This window comes from Serratia sp. G204Y (genome assembly GCF_051172435.1).
GTDB lineage: Bacteria > Pseudomonadota > Gammaproteobacteria > Enterobacterales > Enterobacteriaceae > Serratia > Serratia sarumanii.
The window spans coordinates 2,871,016-2,891,131 of record NZ_JBPIZA010000001.1 but is presented as its reverse complement, the minus strand read 5'-3'; the positions used below and the strand labels follow the sequence as shown (position 1 = coordinate 2,891,131).

At 59.1% G+C, this 20,116-nt stretch carries 19 protein-coding genes and 1 tRNA gene; 11 read left to right on the top strand and 9 right to left on the bottom strand.

Going from position 1 to position 20,116, the window contains the following annotated elements; translation table 11 throughout:
* Window position 1 precedes the first annotated feature (1 nt).
* Window positions 2-421, top strand: coding sequence for a putative T6SS immunity periplasmic lipoprotein (locus tag ACSBQQ_RS14240; RefSeq protein WP_033649932.1), 420 nt, complete (start codon window positions 2-4; stop codon window positions 419-421).
* A gap of 65 nt (window positions 422-486) precedes the next feature.
* On the opposite strand, the gene ACSBQQ_RS14235 is transcribed toward ACSBQQ_RS14240, so the two are convergent.
* Entirely contained in the window at window positions 487-1,383 is an 897-nt protein-coding gene (locus ACSBQQ_RS14235; RefSeq protein ID WP_060429225.1) for a glycerophosphodiester phosphodiesterase family protein, read from the bottom strand.
* Between the two features lie 183 nt (window positions 1,384-1,566).
* Here ACSBQQ_RS14235 and dinB point away from each other — a divergent pair, with 183 nt between their 5' ends.
* Window positions 1,567-2,628: a DNA polymerase IV gene (dinB, locus tag ACSBQQ_RS14230; RefSeq protein ID WP_060429223.1), complete on the top strand. Its 1,062-nt coding sequence runs from the start codon at window positions 1,567-1,569 to the stop codon at window positions 2,626-2,628.
* 42 nt (window positions 2,629-2,670) lie between these two features.
* On the opposite strand, the gene pepD is transcribed toward dinB, so the two are convergent.
* Complete coding sequence (pepD, locus tag ACSBQQ_RS14225; RefSeq protein ID WP_060429221.1) at window positions 2,671-4,131, bottom strand: beta-Ala-His dipeptidase; 1,461 nt, start codon at window positions 4,129-4,131, stop codon at window positions 2,671-2,673.
* 339 nt (window positions 4,132-4,470) lie between these two features.
* Here pepD and gpt point away from each other — a divergent pair, with 339 nt between their 5' ends.
* From gpt to ACSBQQ_RS14195, 6 genes are all read left to right on the top strand, one after another.
* Window positions 4,471-4,929, top strand: a complete 459-nt coding sequence (gene gpt / locus ACSBQQ_RS14220; RefSeq protein ID WP_060429219.1) for a xanthine phosphoribosyltransferase — start codon at window positions 4,471-4,473, stop codon at window positions 4,927-4,929.
* A gap of 141 nt (window positions 4,930-5,070) precedes the next feature.
* Window positions 5,071-6,318, top strand: coding sequence for an esterase FrsA (gene frsA, locus ACSBQQ_RS14215; protein ID WP_033649936.1), 1,248 nt, complete (start codon window positions 5,071-5,073; stop codon window positions 6,316-6,318).
* Between the two features lie 60 nt (window positions 6,319-6,378).
* The gene (gene crl, locus ACSBQQ_RS14210) at window positions 6,379-6,780 is read left to right on the top strand and encodes a sigma factor-binding protein Crl (protein ID WP_004930258.1); all 402 of its coding nucleotides are present in this window, start codon (window positions 6,379-6,381) and stop codon (window positions 6,778-6,780) included.
* Window positions 6,781-6,896: 116 nt separating this feature from the next.
* The gene (proB, locus tag ACSBQQ_RS14205) at window positions 6,897-8,000 is read left to right on the top strand and encodes a glutamate 5-kinase (protein ID WP_033637217.1); all 1,104 of its coding nucleotides are present in this window, start codon (window positions 6,897-6,899) and stop codon (window positions 7,998-8,000) included.
* A 9-nt stretch (window positions 8,001-8,009) separates the two neighbouring features.
* Window positions 8,010-9,263, top strand: coding sequence for a glutamate-5-semialdehyde dehydrogenase (gene proA / locus ACSBQQ_RS14200; RefSeq protein WP_033649937.1), 1,254 nt, complete (start codon window positions 8,010-8,012; stop codon window positions 9,261-9,263).
* A 180-nt stretch (window positions 9,264-9,443) separates the two neighbouring features.
* A tRNA-Thr gene (locus tag ACSBQQ_RS14195) sits at window positions 9,444-9,519 on the top strand.
* A 181-nt stretch (window positions 9,520-9,700) separates the two neighbouring features.
* On the opposite strand, the gene ACSBQQ_RS14190 is transcribed toward ACSBQQ_RS14195, so the two are convergent.
* Both ACSBQQ_RS14190 and ACSBQQ_RS14185 read right to left on the bottom strand, forming a co-directional pair.
* On the bottom strand, window positions 9,701-10,828 hold the full coding sequence (locus ACSBQQ_RS14190; protein WP_033647408.1) for an MFS transporter: 1,128 nt from the start codon (window positions 10,826-10,828) through the stop codon (window positions 9,701-9,703).
* A gap of 140 nt (window positions 10,829-10,968) precedes the next feature.
* Window positions 10,969-12,105 (bottom strand): alpha/beta hydrolase, encoded by a 1,137-nt coding sequence (locus tag ACSBQQ_RS14185; protein ID WP_033647518.1) that lies wholly within the window; start codon window positions 12,103-12,105, stop codon window positions 10,969-10,971.
* A 188-nt stretch (window positions 12,106-12,293) separates the two neighbouring features.
* Between ACSBQQ_RS14185 and ACSBQQ_RS14180 the strand changes: the two genes are divergently transcribed.
* Window positions 12,294-13,178: a LysR family transcriptional regulator gene (locus ACSBQQ_RS14180; protein WP_039567039.1), complete on the top strand. Its 885-nt coding sequence runs from the start codon at window positions 12,294-12,296 to the stop codon at window positions 13,176-13,178.
* Window positions 13,179-13,779: 601 nt separating this feature from the next.
* Entirely contained in the window at window positions 13,780-13,998 is a 219-nt protein-coding gene (locus ACSBQQ_RS14175; protein WP_015376761.1) for a TM2 domain-containing protein, read from the top strand.
* Window positions 13,999-14,048: 50 nt separating this feature from the next.
* Here the strand turns inward: ACSBQQ_RS14175 and ACSBQQ_RS14170 are convergent, their stop codons facing one another.
* A complete protein-coding gene (locus tag ACSBQQ_RS14170) occupies window positions 14,049-14,579 on the bottom strand; it encodes a hypothetical protein (protein WP_039567038.1) in 531 nt (176 codons plus the stop codon).
* Between the two features lie 487 nt (window positions 14,580-15,066).
* Here ACSBQQ_RS14170 and ACSBQQ_RS14165 point away from each other — a divergent pair, with 487 nt between their 5' ends.
* A complete protein-coding gene (locus tag ACSBQQ_RS14165; RefSeq protein ID WP_230200349.1) occupies window positions 15,067-16,182 on the top strand; it encodes a hypothetical protein in 1,116 nt (371 codons plus the stop codon).
* 3 nt (window positions 16,183-16,185) lie between these two features.
* On the opposite strand, the gene ACSBQQ_RS14160 is transcribed toward ACSBQQ_RS14165, so the two are convergent.
* The 4 genes from ACSBQQ_RS14160 to cybB are packed head-to-tail and all read right to left on the bottom strand — an operon-like array spanning window position 16,186 to window position 19,944.
* Window positions 16,186-16,890, bottom strand: coding sequence for a hypothetical protein (locus ACSBQQ_RS14160; protein ID WP_060429217.1), 705 nt, complete (start codon window positions 16,888-16,890; stop codon window positions 16,186-16,188).
* Between the two features lie 16 nt (window positions 16,891-16,906).
* Window positions 16,907-18,082, bottom strand: a complete 1,176-nt coding sequence (locus ACSBQQ_RS14155) for a hypothetical protein (protein WP_060429215.1) — start codon at window positions 18,080-18,082, stop codon at window positions 16,907-16,909.
* Window positions 18,079-19,365 (bottom strand): hypothetical protein, encoded by a 1,287-nt coding sequence (locus tag ACSBQQ_RS14150; RefSeq protein ID WP_033653325.1) that lies wholly within the window; start codon window positions 19,363-19,365, stop codon window positions 18,079-18,081. Before ACSBQQ_RS14150 ends, ACSBQQ_RS14155 begins: the two co-directional genes overlap by 4 nt.
* Before the next feature lie 54 nt (window positions 19,366-19,419).
* Window positions 19,420-19,944, bottom strand: a complete 525-nt coding sequence (gene cybB / locus ACSBQQ_RS14145; RefSeq protein WP_079656961.1) for a cytochrome b561 — start codon at window positions 19,942-19,944, stop codon at window positions 19,420-19,422.
* Between the last annotated feature and the right edge of the window lie 172 nt (window positions 19,945-20,116).

The window sequence follows — 20,116 nt, the reverse complement described above, 5'->3', positions numbered from 1 at the left end:
GATGAACCGCATTATTTTGGCTGGAATGCTGACTTTGCTGCTCGCCGGCTGTATGCACATGAACGATCCGAGGCCAAAGAACTACGCGGCCAGCGTCACTGTGGTTGATAACCACGTTTGCGTGCGGGTTCAACCGGAAGGGGACGAGCGGTTGGCCGGCGTCATTATCGAAGAAATCGGCAACGCCAACGCTATCTTCGGCAAGAACTTCGCGGATAACGAGATGCCTGCGGTCACCGCGGCTACGTGTATTCCCGACGATAACTATAAATTCGAAGACGGGAAGTCTTACGGGGTATCGGTGACGCTGTTGTCGCGGGATAAACGAAGTAAAGGTATTGAGCCTGCTGCCCGGCTATTTGGGGCAGGGTTTAGTGTACGCAATGAAAATGGCATCATCCAGGTGGTTCCTGCTCACTAACGGATGTTTAAAGCCGGGGGCATAAGGTGGGTTTGTCGAACCGCCTTATGCCCTTGGCCGATGATTTACTTCGCCTTGCGGAAGCTTTTTGCCTCGGCCGGTGAGTTGACCATCACGCCGTCGGCGCCCAGCGCCAGCGCCTGCTGATAATCCTGCGGCGAGTTGACGCCGAACAGGATGATGTGCGCCGGGCCCTGCGAGCGGAAACAGTCCATCGACTCTTTATCCCAGGTGAGAAATGCCTTCGAACGTCCTTCGCCGAGGGTATATCTCTCCACCACTTCCACCTCGCGCTTCAGCTCCAGCCCGTACCAGCGCGGCTGGCGGTTGTCCGGTTTGACGTCGCACTGGTGCGCCATGGTGACGTTGGCCAGCAGCGTGCGGGTCTCGTCGCGGCTTTCGAAGCGCGGGATGGCCGGCGGCAGCGCCTGCAGGTATTTGGCGTCGGTGGAGTAGACGCGGATGCGGTTCAGGCTGTCGGTGCTTTCCAGCGTCGCCAGCAGCGCCCGGCCAAACTGCGCCGGATCGGCGTCCGGGGATTTGATGTCCAGATAGAAAGTCACGCGCGGAAAGGCCTTCAACACCTCATCCAGCCGCGGAATGCCGAGGCCCTGGCCGCGGAACGGGTGCGCATCCCCCTTGGCGAAAGCCCAGCCGGCGTCGATCTCGGCCAGCTGCGCGGCGGTATAGGCAGAGACCGGGCCCTGTCGGTTGGTCAACGTTTTCAGATCCGAAGGGCGATACAGCACGATGACGCCGTCTTTGGATTCTTGCAGGGTGATCCAGATGGCGTCGGCGCCGTTTTTCAACGCGGTTTCGATGGCGATGCGGGTGTTTTCCGGCGCATCGGCGGTGCCGCCGCGGTGGGCGACGATCGCCGGCGCGTGACCGGCGGCGGCGCTGGCCGCCAGCGCGCTCAGCGACAGCGCGGAAGCCAGCAGCAAATGAGAAAATCTGATCATGTAGGGTACCTTTTCGTTGTCGTTGTGGTGAGCCGCACGGGATGGCGGAAATCATACTATTGAAAAATTAAGCTTTTTTAACAACGCGGAAATATCTGGTGGAAACGGCGCTTTCGTCGAACCCTGCGGCCTTGAGCTTTCGGTATCTGACTGTATACTTATACAGTGTTACTGGAGGGTGCGATGCGTAAAATCATTCATGTCGATATGGACTGTTTCTTCGCGGCGGTGGAAATGCGCGACGATCCCAGCCTGCGCGATATCCCGCTGGCGATTGGCGGCAGCGCCGATCGGCGCGGGGTGATCAGTACCGCCAACTACCCGGCGCGGCGCTACGGCGTGCACAGCGCCATGTCCACGGCGATGGCGCTCAAGCTGTGCCCGCACCTCACCCTGCTGCCGGGGCGCATAGCGGCTTACAAAGAGGCCTCGCTGCATATCCGTGAAATCTTCGCCCGCTATACCCCGCTGATCGAGCCGCTGTCGCTCGACGAGGCCTACCTCGACGTGACCGACAGCCCGCAATGCAACGGTTCGGCGACGCTGATCGCCCAGGAGATCCGCCAGGCGATCGCCGACGAGCTGAACCTCACCGCGTCGGCTGGCGTCGCGCCTATCAAGTTTCTCGCCAAAATCGCCTCCGAGATGAACAAGCCGAACGGGCAGTACGTGATCACGCCGGCGCAGGTGCCGGCGTTTTTGCAACAGCTGCCGCTCAGCAAGATCCCCGGCGTCGGCAAGGTGACCGCCAAGCGCCTGGAAGAGGTGGGGCTTATCACCTGCGCCGACGTGCAGCAATACGATTTGGCGCAGCTGCTCAAGCGCTTCGGCAAGTTCGGCCGGGTGCTGTGGGAGCGGTGTCAGGGCATCGATCGGCGCGAAATCTCTCCTGAGCGGCTGCGCAAATCGGTGGGGGTGGAGCGCACGCTGGCGGAAGACATTCACGACTGGGAAGATTGCGAAACGCTGATTATCGACAAACTCTATCCCGAGCTGGAGATGCGGCTGCGCAAGGTGAAGCCGGATCTGCACATCGCCCGGCAGGGCGTGAAGCTGAAGTTTCAGGATTTTCAGCAAACCACCCAGGAGCACGTGTTCCCGGTGCTGAACCAGCAGGATTTGCTGGAGGTGGCGCGGCAGGCGTGGCGCGAGCGGCGCGAAGGGCGCGGCGTGCGGCTGGTGGGGCTGCACGTGACGCTGCTCGATCCGCAGTTGGAGCGGCAGCTGGCGCTGCCTTGGGAATAAAAAAGCCGGCAAGTCGCCGGCTTTTTGCGTTAAGCGCGCGGCTTATGCGCGCTCAGGGATCGCTTTCAGCAGCGAGGTCAGCAGCTTCCAGTACAGACCGACGCTTTCGATATGCACCTGCTCATCCGGCGAGTGCGGGCCGGTGATGGTTGGCCCGATCGATACCATGTCCATGTTTGGATACGGTTTTTTGAACAGACCGCATTCCAGGCCGGCGTGGATCACCATGATGTTCGGCGTCTTGTCGAACAGCTCCTGATACAGCTCGCGCACCAGGTGCATCACCGGCGAATCGGCATCCGGCTGCCAGCCCGGGTAGCCGCCCTTCGGCGCCACCTTGGCGCCGGCCAGCTGGCCCAGCGCGGTCAGCATCTCGACCACGTAATCTTTGCCGCTGTCGATCAGGGAGCGGATCAGGCAGATGATTTCCGCTTCGTTTTCGCTGGTGGTGACCACGCCGACGTTCAGCGAGGTTTCCACCACGCCTTTTACCGCGTCGCTCATGCGGATCACGCCGTTCGGCGTGCCGTTCAGCAGCGCCAGGAAACGCTGCTGGCTGTCGGCGCTCAGCGCCTGCGAAGCGCTGGTGGTCGGCTCCAGCAGCACGGTGATGTTCTTCTCTTTGGCGGAGAGTTCGTTCTGCAGCACCGCCAGGAACTCCTGGCTCAGGGCTTTCAGCACGTCGGCCTTGTCCGCCGGCACTGCAACCACCGCAGAGGCTTCACGCGGGATGGCGTTGCGCAGGGTGCCGCCGTTCAGATCCAGCACGCGCAGGTTCAGCGCCGTCGCATGGGCGAACAGGAAGCGCGCCAGCAGTTTGTTGGCGTTGCCCAGCCCGACGTGGATCTCGGCGCCGGAGTGGCCGCCTTTCAGGCCCTTGAGGGTCAGCTTCAGGGTTTGATAACCGGCCGGCACCGCTTCGCGCTGCAGCGGCAGAGTAGTGATGAAGTCGATACCGCCGGCGCAACCCATGTAGATTTCGCCTTCCTCTTCGGAATCGGTATTGATCAGGATGTCCGCCTGCAGCCAGTTCGGCTGCAGCCCGAAGGCGCCGTCCATGCCGGCCTCTTCGGTCATGGTCAGCAGCACTTCCAGCGGGCCGTGCTCAACGCTGTCGTCGGCCAGCACCGCCAGGGCGGAGGCCATGCCGATGCCGTTGTCGGCGCCCAGCGTGGTGCCGCGCGCTTTCACCCACTCGCCGGCGATATAAGGCTGGATCGGATCCTTGGCAAAATCGTGCACGGTGTCGTTATTCTTTTGCGGCACCATGTCCAGGTGCGCCTGCAGCGCGACCGGCTTGCGATTTTCCATGCCTTTGGTGGCCGGCTTGCGCAGCAGGATATTGCCGACCCGATCGCGCTCGGCGTGCAGGTTCTTTTCTTTGGCCCAGGTGAGGATGTGCTGCGCCAGCGCTTCTTCATGATAAGAAGGGTGCGGGATAGAACAGATCTTGGCGAAAATATCCCACAGCGGCTGTGGCGAAAGCTGAGACAATTCAGACACTATAAGTCTCCTGTGACGGCAGGCTCCGACAGGACGGGCGTGCCGCGCGGTTAAGGTGAGCGGGTATCTGTGCGTCGTGGCACGATCACCAGAGAATATCACTTTATTTCCGGCGGTGCGCGCACCGTATTGTGCGGTTTAAGCGCTTGATCACACGGCTTCGCTGCGGGAACGTTCGCTTTTTCAGCATCAATCACCGAAAAGCCGCACGGCGGAAATCGCGAGGTTTTCCTCGGTACAACTGGAATTCAACGCGGCCAGTCTCTATAATCTCGCGCAACCTTTTTTCCCCTGAACTATAAAGTAAGCCGCTTCACCAGCCGGCTGGGACACGATTCTATGAGCGAAAAATACGTTGTTACCTGGGATATGCTGCAAATGCACGCACGCAAGCTGGCGCACCGCCTGCTGCCTGCCGCCAAATGGACGGGCATCATTGCCGTAAGCCGCGGCGGCCTGGTGCCGGCGGCTCTGCTGGCGCGCGAACTGGGCATCCGCCATGTGGATACCGTCTGCATTTCCAGCTACGACCATGACAACCAACGCGAAATGAAAGTGCTCAAGCGCGCCGAAGGCGACGGTGAAGGTTTCATCGTGGTGGATGATTTGGTGGATACCGGCGGCACCGCGAAAGCGATCCGCGATATGTACCCGAAAGCGCATTTCGTCACCATCTTCGCCAAACCGGCGGGCCGTCCGCTGGTGGACGACTACGTGGTCGACATCCCGCAGGACACCTGGATCGAACAGCCGTGGGATATGGGCGTCAGCTTCGTTCCACCGATCGGCGGCCGCTAAGCCCAGCCAGTTCCAAGCAAACGCCCGGTTATGCCGGGCGTTTGCGTTATTTTGGTTTCTCCCGCCAGAGTTAGGTACACTACCTCCAGTTAAGTAGGCCTTTTGCGGCCTATCGCCAGATTTACGGAGGCTGTTGTTACCATGGCACAGGCCAACCTTTCTGAAATTCTTTTCAAGCCCAAATTCAAACACCCTGAAACCTCGACGCTGGTGCTGCGCGCGCGCAACAATGTGAGCGCCGCCATGCATTCCGCATTGGAAGGTGACACCACCGGCAGCTGGTACCGCATGCTGAATCCGCTGCTGTGGGCCTGGCGTGGCGTCAGCCCGATCGAAATCCACGAAGTGCTGGCGCGCATCGCCGCCTCGGACGCCGAACGCAGCAATCCGCAGCGGCTGGATACCGTGGTGGGCTACCGCAACGGCAACTGGATCTACGAGTGGATCCATCAGGGCATGCAGTGGCAGCAGCGGGCGACGGAGCAGCAGGATCCGCTGCTCGGCGGCCAATACTGGCTGAAGGCCGCGAGCCTGTACAGCATCGCCGGTTACCCGCACCTGAAGGGCGACGAGCTGGCCGAACAGGCAGAGATGCTCGCCAACCGCGCGTACGAAGAGGCGGCGCTGCTGCTGCCGTACCAACTGAAAGAGCTGGAGTTCCGCATCGAAGGCGGCGCCAGCGTCACCGGCTTCCTGCACATGCCGGAGAAGGGTGAAGCGCCGTTCCCGACGGTGCTGATGTGCGGCAGCCTCGATACGCTGCAGACCGACTATCATCGCCTGTTCCGCGACTACCTGGCGCCGCACGGCATCGCCATGCTGACGCTCGACATGCCGTCGATCGGCTCCTCCTGCAAATGGAAGCTGACGCAGGATTCCAGCTACCTTCACCAGCAGGTGCTGATCCAGCTGGCCTCGGTGCCGTGGGTGGATCATCAGCGGGTGAGTGCCTTCGGCTTCCGCTTCGGCGCCAACGTGGCGGTGCGGCTGGCCTACCTGGAGCCGCAGCGGCTGCGCGGCGTAGCCTGCCTGGGGCCGGTGGTGCATCGCCTGCTGTGCGACAGCAGCACCCAGCTGAACGTACCGGACATGTATATGGACGTGCTGGCCAGCCGCATGGGCATGGCCAACGCCTCCGACAACGTGCTGAAGGTGGAGCTGAACAGCTACTCGCTGAAAATGCAGGGGCTGCTGGGGCGCCGCTGCCCGACGCCGATGATCTCCGGCTACTGGGAGCGCGATACGCTCAGCCCGAAAGAGGAGTCGCAGCTGATTGTCACCTCCTCGGTGAGCGGCAAGCTGGTCGCCATCCCGCGCACCCCGGTTTACGACAGTTTCCACCGGGCGTTGCTGCAAATGTCCGGCTGGCTGAAGGACAAAATGCGTTAATTAGTTGCTAAATTTTAACAGTTTGTTAAAAAGAGTGGTCTACATTGAGGAGGTTAGAGAATGACGTTACCGAGTGGTCACCCTAAAAGCCGACTAATGAAACGTTTTGCCAGCTTGGGGCCGTACCTGCGTGAAGGGCAATGTGAAAACGACCGTTTTTTCTTTGATTGTTTGGCTGTCTGCGTCAATGTAAAGCCCGCTCCGGAGAAGCGCGAGTTCTGGGGCTGGTGGATGGAGCTGCAGGCGGAAGAGGCGCGCTTCACCTATTCGTACCAATTCGGCCTGTTCGACAAAGAAGGCGACTGGACGGCGCAAAACATTAAGGATGATGAAGTGAACGCCAAGCTGGAAGACACCCTGCGCGACTTCCATCGCCGCCTGGGCGAGCTGCTGGCGACCATGGAACTGGGGCTGGAACCCGCCGACGATTTCAAAGAAAAACTGATCAAACTCTCCGCCTGACCCCGTTTGACCACGTATTGTGCTGATTTCGCGTTGTGCCTGTTGGCATAACGCGTCTCTCCTGTTACAAAGACCTTTGCACTCTTCTTCTCATCATTACACACGGCAGAAATACTATGAACGGCAGCCAGACATTGGTTGTGAAATTGGGCACCAGCGTGTTGACCGGCGGATCGCTGCGTCTGAACCGCGCCCACATCGTCGAATTGGTGCGCCAGTGCGCGCAGCAACACGCCGCGGGCCACCGCATCGTCATCGTCACCTCCGGCGCCATCGCCGCCGGGCGCGAACACCTGGGCTACCCCGAGCTGCCCGCTACTATCGCTTCCAAGCAGCTGCTGGCGGCGGTGGGGCAGAGCCGGCTGATCCAGCTGTGGGAACAGCTGTTCTCCATTTACGGCATCCACGTCGGGCAGATGCTGCTGACGCGCGCCGATCTGGAAGACCGCGAGCGCTTCCTCAACGCGCGCGATACCATGACGGCGCTGCTGGACAACCGCATCGTGCCGGTAATCAATGAGAACGACGCCGTCGCCACCGCCGAAATCAAGGTGGGCGACAACGATAACCTGTCGGCGCTGGCGGCCATTCTGGCCGGGGCCGACAAACTGCTGCTGCTGACCGATCAGCAGGGCCTCTACACCGCCGATCCGCGCAACAACCCGCAGGCCGAACTGATCCGTGAAGTGCACGGCATCGACGACGCGCTGCGCGCCATCGCCGGCGACAGCGTCTCCGGCCTGGGCACCGGCGGCATGGGCACCAAGCTGCAGGCGGCCGACGTGGCCTGCCGCGCCGGCATCGACGTGGTGATCGCCGCGGGCAGCAAACCGGGCGTGGTGGCGGACGTGATCGAAGGCAAACCGGTGGGCACCCGTTTCCACGCGCTGGAAACCCCGCTGGAAAACCGCAAGCGCTGGATCTTTGGCGCGCCGCCGGCCGGCGAGATCACCGTCGACGATGGCGCGGTGGAAGCGATGATGGCACGCGGCAGTTCGCTGCTGCCGAAGGGCATCCGCGACGTGAAGGGTGACTTCTCGCGCGGCGAAGTGATCCGCATCCGCAACCTGGCGGGGCGCGATCTGGCGCACGGCGTCAGCCGCTACAACAGCGACGCGATGCGCATGATCGCCGGGCACCACTCGCAGGAAATCAGCGAAATCCTCGGTTATGAATACGGTCCGGTGGCAGTGCACCGCGACGATATGATTGTCAGTTAAGGAGTGAGCATGCTGGAGCAGATGGGAAAGGCCGCCAAGCAGGCCTCCTGGCAGCTGGCGGTGCTGAGCACGGCGAAGAAGAATCAGGTGCTGTCGGTGATGGCCGACAGGCTGGAGGCCAACAGCGAAGCGATCCTGCTGGCGAACGAACAAGATATGGCGCAGGCGCGCGCCACCGGCATGAGCGAAGCGCTGCTCGATCGCCTGCTGCTGACCCCGGCGCGGCTGGCGGCGATCGCCAACGACGTGCGCCAGGTGTGCCGCCTGAACGACCCGGTCGGCCACGTGCTGGACGGCAACCTGCTGGACAGCGGGCTGAAGCTGGAGCGCCGCCGGGTGCCGCTCGGCGTGATCGGCGTGATTTACGAGGCGCGGCCCAACGTCACCATCGACGTCGCCAGCCTGTGCCTGAAAACCGGCAACGCGGTGATCCTGCGCGGCGGTAAAGAGACGCATAACACCAACCAGGCGACGGTGAAAGTGATCCAGCAGGCGCTGGAACAGTGCGGCCTGCCGGCGGCGGCGGTACAGGCGATCGACAGCCCGGATCGCGCGCTGGTGAACGAGCTGCTACGCCTGGATCGCTATGTCGACATGCTGATCCCGCGCGGCGGCGCCGGCCTGCACAAGCTGTGCCGCGAGCAATCGACCATCCCGGTGATCACCGGCGGCATCGGCGTGTGCCACACCTACGTGGATGCCGACGTCGATTTCGACAAGGCGCTGACGGTGATTGAAAACGCCAAGATCCAGCGCCCGAGCGCCTGTAACTCGCTAGAAACGCTGCTGGTGAACCGCAGCATCGCCGCCGAGTTCCTGCCGGCGCTGAGCGCTAAAATGGCGGCGGCGGGCGTGACGCTGCACGCGGCGGAAAACGCGCTGCCGCTGCTGCAGGGCAGCCCGGCGACGGTGGTGCCGGTGAACGCGGAGGATTACGACGACGAATGGCTGTCGCTGGATCTGAACGTGTTGCTGGTGGACGATATCGATCAGGCCATCGACCACATCCGCACCCACGGCACCAACCACTCCGACGCGATCCTCACCCGTTCGCTGAGCAGCGCCGAGCACTTCGTGCGCGCGGTGGACTCTTCGGCGGTGTACGTCAACGCCAGCACCCGCTTCACCGACGGCGGCCAGTTTGGCCTGGGCGCGGAAGTGGCGGTGAGCACCCAGAAACTGCACGCCCGCGGCCCGATGGGCCTGGACGCGCTGACCACCTACAAGTGGATCGGCTACGGCGACGATCTGGTGCGCAGCTAAGGCCGGATTGCGGTCATAAAGACGTCAGGGCGCAGCGTGCTGCGCCCTGAGTGTTTTTGGGGGCACGGCAGTATCACTGCTTGCAAAACAACCAAACGCCCCGGCGGCTATTGACTCATTTCGCGCGCAGGTCTACCTTGTTCAACGCACTTCCGGCTTGCCCCGCAGGCCCGGTTCGATGCCGATATAGCTCAGTTGGTAGAGCAGCGCATTCGTAATGCGAAGGTCGTAGGTTCGACTCCTATTATCGGCACCATACTCTCTTCCTACCACATCCTTAATTATCCCCAAACGCTTTGAATTACAATGAATCGATTGGTTTATTGTCCGGTAAAATCCGGCGCGCGCGTACTTCTATTCGGTCTTGAATTGTTATTCGCCATTTCGGCTAGCTTTCACTGCCATGGCTGAGAGCTCGTTTGAACAAACTGATTACGCTAGTACGTATTGCTATTTTGACGGGACGTAAGAAACGCCATCGCTACCGCACCAAGAAGTAATAAGCCACTCAAGCCAAAAGTACTTCGCCATCCCAGGCTGTCAAACATCATGCCACCTGCCGTTGAACCAAGGGCAATCGAGAGCTGAATCACCGCAACCATCAGGCCGCCTCCGGCTTCCGCATCCTCGGGCAGCGTGCGTGTAATCCATGTCCACCATCCCGTTGGCGCGGCGGTTGCCAGCATGCCCCAGAGGCCTAACAGCAACGAGACAGCCCAAACGTGATGCCCGGCAAGAATCAGGGCGATGGCAATGACAGCCATCAGCCCAGGAATGGCCATCAGCGTTAGATAGAATTTCCTATTGAGGAATGCCGGGACAACCAGCGTGCCAATAAAACCGGCCACACCGATAACCAGTAAAATTAGCGACAAGCCAGAGAAATCAACCCGCGTCACCAACTCCAGAAACGGACGCACATAGGTAAATAACGCAAACTGCCCCATAAAGAACAGGCCACAAGCCAGCATGCCAATGGAGACAACAGGGCGACTGAACAGGCGCAATACGGATCCGCGTGACGCAGGGTTATTATTGCCGTTCATACCCGGCAGACTCACGCACTGCCAGATAAAGGCCGCGGCCGCGACGGGGACCAGGCACAAGAAAGCGCCTCGCCATCCGATGGTCGCTCCAAGATAGCTACCCAGCGGCGCTGCCACTACCGTCGCCAGCGCATTGCCGGCGTTGAAAATAGCCAGCGCACGCGTAACCTGATGCTGTGGCACCAGACGAATTGCCGTTGCCGCAGACATCGACCAGAATCCACCGATCGCAATACCTATCATCGCGCGGCCTGCCATATACATCAGATAGTTGGAAGCCAGTGCGATAACGAGCCCCGACACGGCCATCAGAATCGTCATCCCCAGCAGTAAGTACTTGCGATTCACATTTCCAGCCAACGTCGAAAGCGTCAGGCTGGTCAGGACGGCCAGCGCGCCGGAGATGGCAATTCCCTGTCCCGCCAGCCCCTCCGTCACGTCTAAATCACGGGCAATCGGCGTAAGCAGGCTGACGGGCATAAATTCCGATGCAATCAGCACAAAGACGCACAGGGTCATGGCAAAAATGCCGCTCCAGTAAGCGGGCTGATTATTCGGTGATGGTGTTTGGCTAAGTGCAGACATAGTCAGATTTCACGGAAGTCAGAATAAAAGCCACCCGCGTAGACAGGCGGCTTTTAATGTTGTCAGTAGAGGGGCTATTTCAGATTGGCTTTGAAAAATTGTTCGAACTTAGCGAAAGGTATTTTACCGGCCGCATTGTCGTACAGGTCCACATGATTTGCACCGGGGACAATCACCAGCTCTTTTTCTTTACTGCCGACCGCCTTATAAGCATCTTCGGCAAAATAGCGTGAATGGGCTTTTTCACCGGTCACGATAAGCGTCGGGATAGTAATTTCGCTGGCGTAGCTCAGCAGCGGCATATTCATAAACGACAGCGGCATCGTTGCCGTCCACGCCCCGGTCGAGTTAACGGAGCGTTCGTGGAAACCGCGCGGCATGCGGTAGTAATCAAAGAACTCCTTCAGCACCGGATGCGGATCGGCCGGCAGGGTTTCTGGCAGAATGCGCTCACCCGCGCTGACCTTGCCATTGCTGTCGACGTTAATATCATGGCCACCTCGTGCGAACGTTCCGCTTTCCGCATCCTTCCAGCGTTGTTCATTCAGATACTGCAGAACGGCACGACGGTCGGCGGTCGAATAACGGTCTTTGCCATCACCTACGCCATGGCCCATCGCCCGGCTCATGTCGTACATCACGCTGGTGGCCACCGCTTTGACGCGGGTATCCATCGCGGCGTCGTTTAACGCCATGCCGCCCCAGCCGCAAATGCCGAGCAGCCCAATACGGTTGCGATCCACCTCTTTTTGCAGCCCCAAGAAATCTACCGCCGCGCTGAAATCTTCCGTGTTGATATCCGGCGAGGCGACGTTACGCGGATAGCCGCCGCTTTCCCCCGTATAAGAAGGGTCGAACGCCAGGGTAACAAATCCCTGTTCCGCCAGCGTTTGCGCATACAGGCCGCTGGATTGCTCCTTCACCGCGCCAAAAGGCCCGCTGACGGCAATCGCCGCCAGCTTGCGATCGCCACGATCTTTGGGGAGATAAAGGTCGCCCACTAAGGTGATCCCATATCGATTTTGAAACGAGACCTTACGATGATCGACTTTCTGGCTCTCGGCAAACGTCTTGTCCCATTTATCGATCATCGAAACAGGAGCATTCGGATTGACTGAATCAGCATAACTCATTGTCGTGACTCCACTTAATGATGCGAATAACAGCATGGCAGGCATTGCGGTTTTTAGCGTTCGGGTGAAAGCTTTCATAAAAATCCCCATGAAAAACAAGATAGAGAGACAGGTTTCCTACGGACAACGCTGCTGTGCTTTGTTTTGATGGGCTCATTATAGTGAGCAGAATTAATGCTGATTAGAGGGAGATAATTGCTAAGATTAATACCATATTGTTATAAATTAATGCTGAGACTGGCGTCATTCTTGGGGGGAGTAAATCAATGGCAAAAAGGGAGAACTACAACGAGCTTTACCTGTTTATGCAGGTGGTACGGGAAGGCAGTTTTACCGCTGCGGCTCACAGGCTTGGCCTGGCTCAATCGGGGATAAGCCGTTCTGTTCGCGAGCTTGAAGAAAGGTTAGGTGTCCAGCTACTGGTGCGTACCACGCGTAAGCTATCGCTGACGCAAGCGGGTGAGCAGCTCTATCAGAAAACGGAGTCCGGATTTGATACCTTAGATCTTGGGCTTGCGACACTGGCGCATTATCGTGAGACCCCTTCCGGCACGGTCCGCATCAATGCCAGCCAGCACGCGATTGATAAATGCTTGCTGCCAAAGCTTGCGGTATTTAAACAGCGCTATCCTGATATCAGGCTCGAACTCATGAATGAGAGCCGGTTCGTCGATATTATCGAGGAAAGATTCGATGCAGGCGTCCGTCTTGGGCCTGAAGTAGGCCAGGGCATGGTCGCGGTGCGTATTACACCCGATATGGAGATGGCGATTGTGGGGACTCCTGAACATTTTCGTCGTTACGGTTTCCCACAAAATCCTGCGGATTTAAAGACACATCCCTGTATCGCCTATCAGCTTGCCGACGGCAACCTATACCAGTGGGAACTCCATCAGGATGATAAAAAAATCACTCATCGGCCGGAAGGGCAATGGGCCTTATCTGACAGCTATATGGAGGCAGAAGCCGCGCGGCTGGGCCTGGGGCTGGCCTATGTTCCTGTCGAGTTGGTTGCCGATGATTTAGAGCGTGGAGCGCTTATCAGGGTATTACAGCGTTACAGCCTGCGAATGGAAGGGTTATTTCTTTATTATCCCCATCGCAATGTATCCCCCGCCCTAAGAATGGTCATTGAGACATTGAAAATTTGAGAGTTGCGATGGCCGCTCCTGCACTGTGCAGGATAGACGGCAAAGCCGCTTGTATAAAGCAGACTTAGTTGACATCAAAATGAATGATGGAAATGAGGTAAACCGATTGACGAAATACAACGCCGTATGAAGGACGATGCGTCGGGCGATAGGGGCGATAAATATGTAATGGCTGAGCGGCCTGGCCCATTAGATGCTCACTTGTCACACCGGCTTTGACGCCATTGGTTCAAATAGGCGAACCCTGGTGTACGGTAGGGTGATGGCTGTTAATCGGGTAATTAATTGAATTAAATACTAAATTCCGATTGCTAATAGAGAGTGCAATTTTCCTGTCACTCTTTTTTGCAGCGGATTAAATATGGCGTTGTTAATAACTTATGCCTCAGGGATAGCGCATAGTCAAATCAATGCGATCTCCCATTTGTCTACCGTTTCGCCGGTTAAACAACCGTTTAATTAATTACTGTTATAATTACCCCCGTTGAGCCTTGCAGGAGTGAATGTTTTTCTCCGTAAGCATTGCGATGCGGCGCTCTCTGGAGCGGCATCCTTTTTTGGACATGCCGGTGGTTCGGTGAGAAGTAAGGAGAAGTGCACTATGAGTAGAAAAGACAAGCTCGCGGCGGCCCTGCTGGCCATCTTCCTGGGTGGGCTGGGCATTCACAAGTTTTACTTAGGGATGAAGTGGTGGGGGCTGTTCTACCTGCTGTTCTGCTGGACGGGGATCCCGGCGATTGTCGGCTTTATCGAAGGCATTATTTATCTGTTCCAATCGGAAGAGAAATTCAATCAGAAATACAATCCTGGTCTGATTTAATGCTTTGCTGACGGCGCTTCCTGTTAAGGGAAGCGCCGTTTTTCGTTCCGTTACTGTTTCTTCATCATCTTGCCGCGCATTTCTTCGCTCATCATTTTATTCGAGCTGGAGATCACGCAGTTATATTGCTTGCCTTGGTTAATGACCATAAAGGTGCTGACCGGATTTTTAAAATCCTTGTCGATGGTGAAATAAATATACGCCTGCGGCAGCGCGGCCGGTTTAAAGGCGCCGAAGGCATACACATCCGCCAGGCCTAGCGCGGAGAGATCGACCGTCAGTTCCATCGGCTGTTTATCGTTTGGCGATGGGAACATCGATTTGGCCGACATCATCATGGTGCTGCTGTTGATGGTGTAATCGGTTTTGACCTTCATGCCCATATATTTCGATTCCGGCATGGAAAGTTCTTTTTTGCAGGCGGCGTCGTGCTGCGGCGCCGGGCTGCCGTTTTCCATCACGGCGTGCACGTGTTCCAGCGTCACTTCCGCGTTGCCGGTGGTAGGCTGCGCATCGGCCGCGTAAGCCGCGCCGCTGAAGGCGGCCACAGAGGTAAGGATAATGCCTGTAACGATTTTCATTGTCGCTCTCCGAAATGCTAATAATGATATTAATTGCGGTGTGTAGCCTATTGGCCTGATAAAACGCAAAGTTACTCGTTCCGTGGAGATCAAATATCCTCGGAATTTTTTATAGTAAATAGTGTTTCACCCACGCGGTGCGCGAGGTTGGTTTAATTATCTTGAGGGTCTTGCTTTTTTGTTTTTCAGTACGTTTACCTGCATATAAAGAGTATGTCTAAACATAGTCAATGTTTAGAATATGCACAAATTATTGCGGTTTTTTCCCGCTTTAATTCTTTGCATTTTAATACGGGTTTAAATATTGCATTGAGATACAGAGAGTTATCTTTTCTACGTTAAAATCACTCAGTGAAGCGTTATTTATGTGATCTTCATGGTCACAGAAATAACGCTGAAATTATTGCCTTTCTATTTAACGGCTAATTATTCATGGCATAGGCTTCAACCCCGCTAACCGCCTGCGCTAGAATCAGGCGGTTTGCTCTTGAAAAAGGATATCGCCATGGCCGCCTGGGCCTTTTTGATCGTCGGTTGGCTGTTGATTTGGCGGGATTACCCGATTTTCGGCGCGTTGTGCATCGCGCTGTTCGCCGTGCTGCAATGGGCGAAATACGCCGCAAAAGGCGAGCAAGACCCCGAAGAGGCCGCAGAGTGGCGCAAGACCGACTGGCGTTCGCAGCCGATTGAAATGGCGCACGCCGGCGACAGCGACCGGCAGATTGGCGGCGTGGGGGAGCTGGGCATGGGCGGCCCCAGTTTTTGGACGCTGCTGCTGCGCGACGGAGCGATTGTGCATGGCGCCTGTGCGGCGCCGCAGGACGTGGACGGCGGCAGGTTGCGCCTGATCCCGACCCGCAGCCGCGAGGGTGAGGGGCTGACGGTGTACGAGCCTGCCACCCGAGTGATGTACGCGCTGCCTGTGCTGGCCGATCGCGAGCAGGCGGCATTGGCCGCCGGTTCCGCCGAGGCGCTGGCGCGGCTGCGGGCGAGCTGTCGGCAGGCGGCGGTCACGCCGCTGCGTCAGGTGCGCGGTCTGTGGGTGCCGCAGTGGGCAGAGGATCCGGCGGATCGTCTGGAGATCGCCTTGCCCAGTGGCCGCGCGCTGGCGGCGCGCTCGACGTTACCGGCGGATTTGCGCCATGCGGACGATCCTGCCGCGCTGCTGCACGCGCCGCCTTATGAGCTGTTGCTGGATAACCGGCCGACCGATCGCTTGGTGTGCGATCTCGAACGCGTGGCGGAATCGCCGACGGGCGACGGCTTGAGCGTCGGCGGCTGCCAGTTCCGCGGCGAGCATATCGTCGACGGTCTGTACCATCTCTACTTCGCCGGCGAGTGGTTCAGCCTGCTCTCCTACGCGCACAAACCGGCGGGCGGGCGCGGTTCGGACACCACCTTTTTTGTCGAGCGGGTCGAGCCGCAAGACGGCGGCGTATTCGTGATTGAATGGGATGCCTACAGCGTGGGGCCTGACGGGCGTGCGCCGCGCGTAGCGGCGCCGCCGGTCTTGGTTATCGCAGTAAGCTGGCAGGAAACGCCGCTGCAGCTGCCCACGGCCAATAACCGCGTGACCGTGCGCTTGCCCAATGCCACGGCGTAAGGCTTAAGGCAGCACCCTGACTTCGCCGTTGTGCAAGGTCAGCACGGCGATCGGGCTGCCGGGGAAGCACTCCCTAAAGATCCAGTCGCTGGGCCGAAACGCCGCCGCAGGCAGCCCGGCCTGCCACTCTTCCCACTGCGGGGCCGGCTTATCCGGCGGTAAAGAGAAAGAGACCAGCCAACCCGCTTCGCAGCGCACCCTTTGGCCGCTCGGGCGGGTGAAGGTGTGTGTGCTCGCCAGCTCCATTACCGGCGGTAAAACCTCGAAGGCAATGATCGGCACGCCGGCCACGCTCTGCGGCCGAGGAAAACGCACGGCGGTCACGCCGTCCATCGTGATGGGGCTGTCTTCGGTGCCGGGCAGGCGCGGTTCCTGCCGGTTTACCCAGCTGCCTTTCGTCAGCGTGATTTCACCGAACGGTTTGGCTTCGTCGAGCGTCAGGTAGCTGCGCCGATTCCAGCGTTCTTCCGCCCGCTGGCTCTTGAGATCCTGGATGGCGATGTCGATCAGCATCAGCACGAACGCCACCGGGTAGATCGCCAGCGCCGAGGCCAGCAGATAGCCACCCCAGGAAAGCGGCGGGCGTGGGCGGCCGCAGCGGGCAGAAGCGTAGCGCCAGCCCCACCAGGCGAGCAGGATACCGGCGAGCAGCAGCGCCAACAACAGCGCCACCAGCCCTGCAACGCCGGCGCCATAACCTAACAGCATGGCAAGTTCCTCATGTTCACGGCGTGGTGGAACGGTAGCGAACGAAGTAGGGCAGCGCCGGGGGCTCCCCGTCATCGCCATAGTGGCTTTCCGGTTCGATCACGGTTTGGCGTGCGTCGTCGCGCCCGTTGTAGCGGTACTCCAACGGCTGGCGGTAGCGCACGTCGGATGAGCGCAGATCGAAAATCAGCGAAAGGCGCGCATCGCCGTTATCCGTTTGGGTGACCAGCTTGTCGTTGCCTGCCCACAGCTGATACAGCGATTTATCGCCGGTCTCCAGCAGCACCTTCAACTGCCCGTCGGATTGATAACGCAGGAGCTGATACAGCCCTCTTTCCAGCGTCTGTGCGATCAGGTAGATGCCGCCATCCGGGGCCTGCGCGCTTTCCGTCACGCGCACCGTGAGCCAATGCGGTTCGGCCACCTCGCCGGTTTTGCCGTTAACGGCGATGTGCAAGGCGCCGGAGCCGAGCACCGGATTCATCCAGAACAGCACGCGATCGCCGTCAACGGCGGTAAAGATCTCGGGTATGGATTTGCGCTTGCCGGAGGCGTAAGCCGTCGGTGAGTCCTCCTCGCCGCGCTCAAAACCCAGCAGCTGTCGCGCTTCCAACAGCGCCGGCAGATCCAGCGTTTGCCGCCAATGGACGCCAAAGTCCGGGCTGTAGAATACGCCTTCGGTGCTGATGAGATACAGCGCGCGTTTACCCGGCAGCGCCACCAGTTTGCCGCCGATAAAGGAAGGCCGGTTGTCGTCGCCCTCAGGCCAGGGGATCAGCGCCCCGATGGTGCCCTGTTTCACATCGACCAGCCGGCGCCCCTTGGACAGAAAAAGCACGCACTCCTGCCCGCCGCAAACCGCATCGTGGATAGACTCGTCGAGTTCTCCCAGCATCTGCAATCCCTGCGGGCCGCTGAACAATACCTGGCTGAGATAGTTGGCCGCCCAGCCGTAAAAGCTATTGTAGGCCCCGCGCTCACTCCTTTTGCTGATGAGCAGCAGGGCACCGTCCTGCGCCGGGTAGCTGTGGATGAGATCGTAATGGGCTATCGTCGGCAATGCTTCGTCGCTCTGGGTCCATTGCCACTGCGCATAGCGTTGTTCAGGGGCGAGGAAATAGACACCCAGCGCGCTGGCCAAAAACAGCGTCAGGATAATAAGGGGTCTTTTATAAAGCGCTAACGTCATCATTTCAGCTCCGTCACCTGATCCTGCCGCCATAACCTGCGGCGCAGATTGCGCAGGTATTTGAACGTTTTAAACGTGCGGTGCTGGTCAAAAGAGTAAAGGCGGCAGATCTGGGCGAAGCCCTCGATCAACAGCGCCAGGCCGCTGACCATCAGCATCATTAAGAGAAGAATCGGTGGCAATTCGCTGCCGAGACGCTGCAGGGTCCAGGCATCCAGGTAAAAGCCCGCCGGGGTATCGGCGTTATCCGCCACCGCCAGGCCGAGCACAAAGCACGTCACGATCGCGCCGAGAATGAAGACAACGCGCGCGCACAGGTTAAGGCCGGATTCGGTGAAGTAGCGGCGGCCACCGATGAGGTAGGTCTGGCGATCGCGGTGGTTGATGATCCCACGCACCGTAGGCAACTCGGGGACGGTGTCGTTCTCGCAATACAGCACCTGCAGCGGATCGCCTTTGGCGATGAAAAGCGGATGTTGCCGACGAAATACCGGATGCAGTTTGGTATTGGGGACGTTGAGCGCGCGGGTCGTCAACGCGAAGTGCGTCTCCTTCTGGCGCCACGCATAGGTGTCCAAATACTGCACCTGGCGCGGGATCTCATAGTGGAGGAGTTCGTAGCTCAGGGCGTTGACCGTCTCGATGCCGGAGGCCTCGACGCCGTCGGGGAGGGGGACGTCGGTTTGCTGCGCTGCGGGCACTGACGCGGCGTCTGCACTGACGGCCCGGTATTTGATGCCGGGGATTTTCAGGCTGAGCGATCCGGGCGGCGTGACGTCTTGCCCCTGCAGCACGCGATCCAGCGCCTTGAGCAGGCGCCTGCGGCCGCGATGCCCGATCAGCAGCAGCTCCGAACCGACGAACAGCACCATGCCGATGCCGACAAGGCCGGCGATTACGGCGATAAAGAACAGAACGATGGTCAGCCAGGAATCTTCCCCGTCCATGATGAAAAAGGCTGCCGGAAAACCGCCGGCAAGCGCCGCGCCCAGCACCAGCAGGGCGAAGTATTTCAGCTTGTATTTCAGCGTTCTGTCGGGCTCCAGCCGGCCTTTTGTCTCGTGCAGCAGCCAGTGGAGCCAGTAGCTGCCGTCCTGCAGGCGATGGGCGCCGATCTTCACCCGATCGCCGGCGGCGAGCGTGGCCAGCAGATTTTCGCTGTCGCTGAAGTCGTCACGGTAAAAAAAGAACGTTTGGCCGGCGGCGATGATCCTCACCAGGTTGTCTGGCGCCGTCTGTTGGCAGGCACATTGTTCGACGGTCACATTAAAAAATTGGGTTTGCATGTCATTCCCTGTCGGCGGGCGTGGCCCGAAAATTCATCCCTGGCGCCAAATTATTCAGCGCTTTTTCATCAACGGCAGCATGCGCACCAGCGCATTGTCCTTGACGATGTAGTGGTGAAACAGCGCGGCGGCGGCATGCAGGCCGATCAGCCAGTAGCCGAATGACGCCAGCGTTTTGTGCCAGCCGATAATCATCCGCGCCTGCGGCCGATCGGCCACGTCGGCGAACGGCATCGGCAGGCCGAACAGATACCACTCCTTGCCGCCCAGATAGCGCGAATACACCCCCAGCACCGGCAGCGTCAACAGCAGCAGGTAAATCAGGGTATGCGTCAGGTGCGCCAGGCCGGTTTGCCACTTAGGCGGTTTGGGCGCGATGGCGGGAGAAGGGTGGCGCCAGCGCAGGAACAGGCGGGCGATCATCAGCGCAAACACCGTTACGCCGCAGCTGAAGTGGGTGACAACCAGCACGTACCAGGGGGCGCTGCCCGGTTCGGCAAAGCCGCGTAGCTCGATAGTGACGCAGGTGATGACCAGCAGGATCGCCACCAGCCAGTGCAGGCGAATTTGCCACGGCATGTAGGTGTTCTGCACCGAGTTGCCTTTTGATGTTAAAGGGTCTGTGCGCCGATGGTAACGAAATGTTACAGGTGAGGAAAGCGCCCGTGTGCAGTTTAAGCAAAATGCCAGGGGTTAAACCGCTTGTTAAGCTATGAATTTAGTGGGCTAAGTGTTTGGAGGCAGTTGGCAT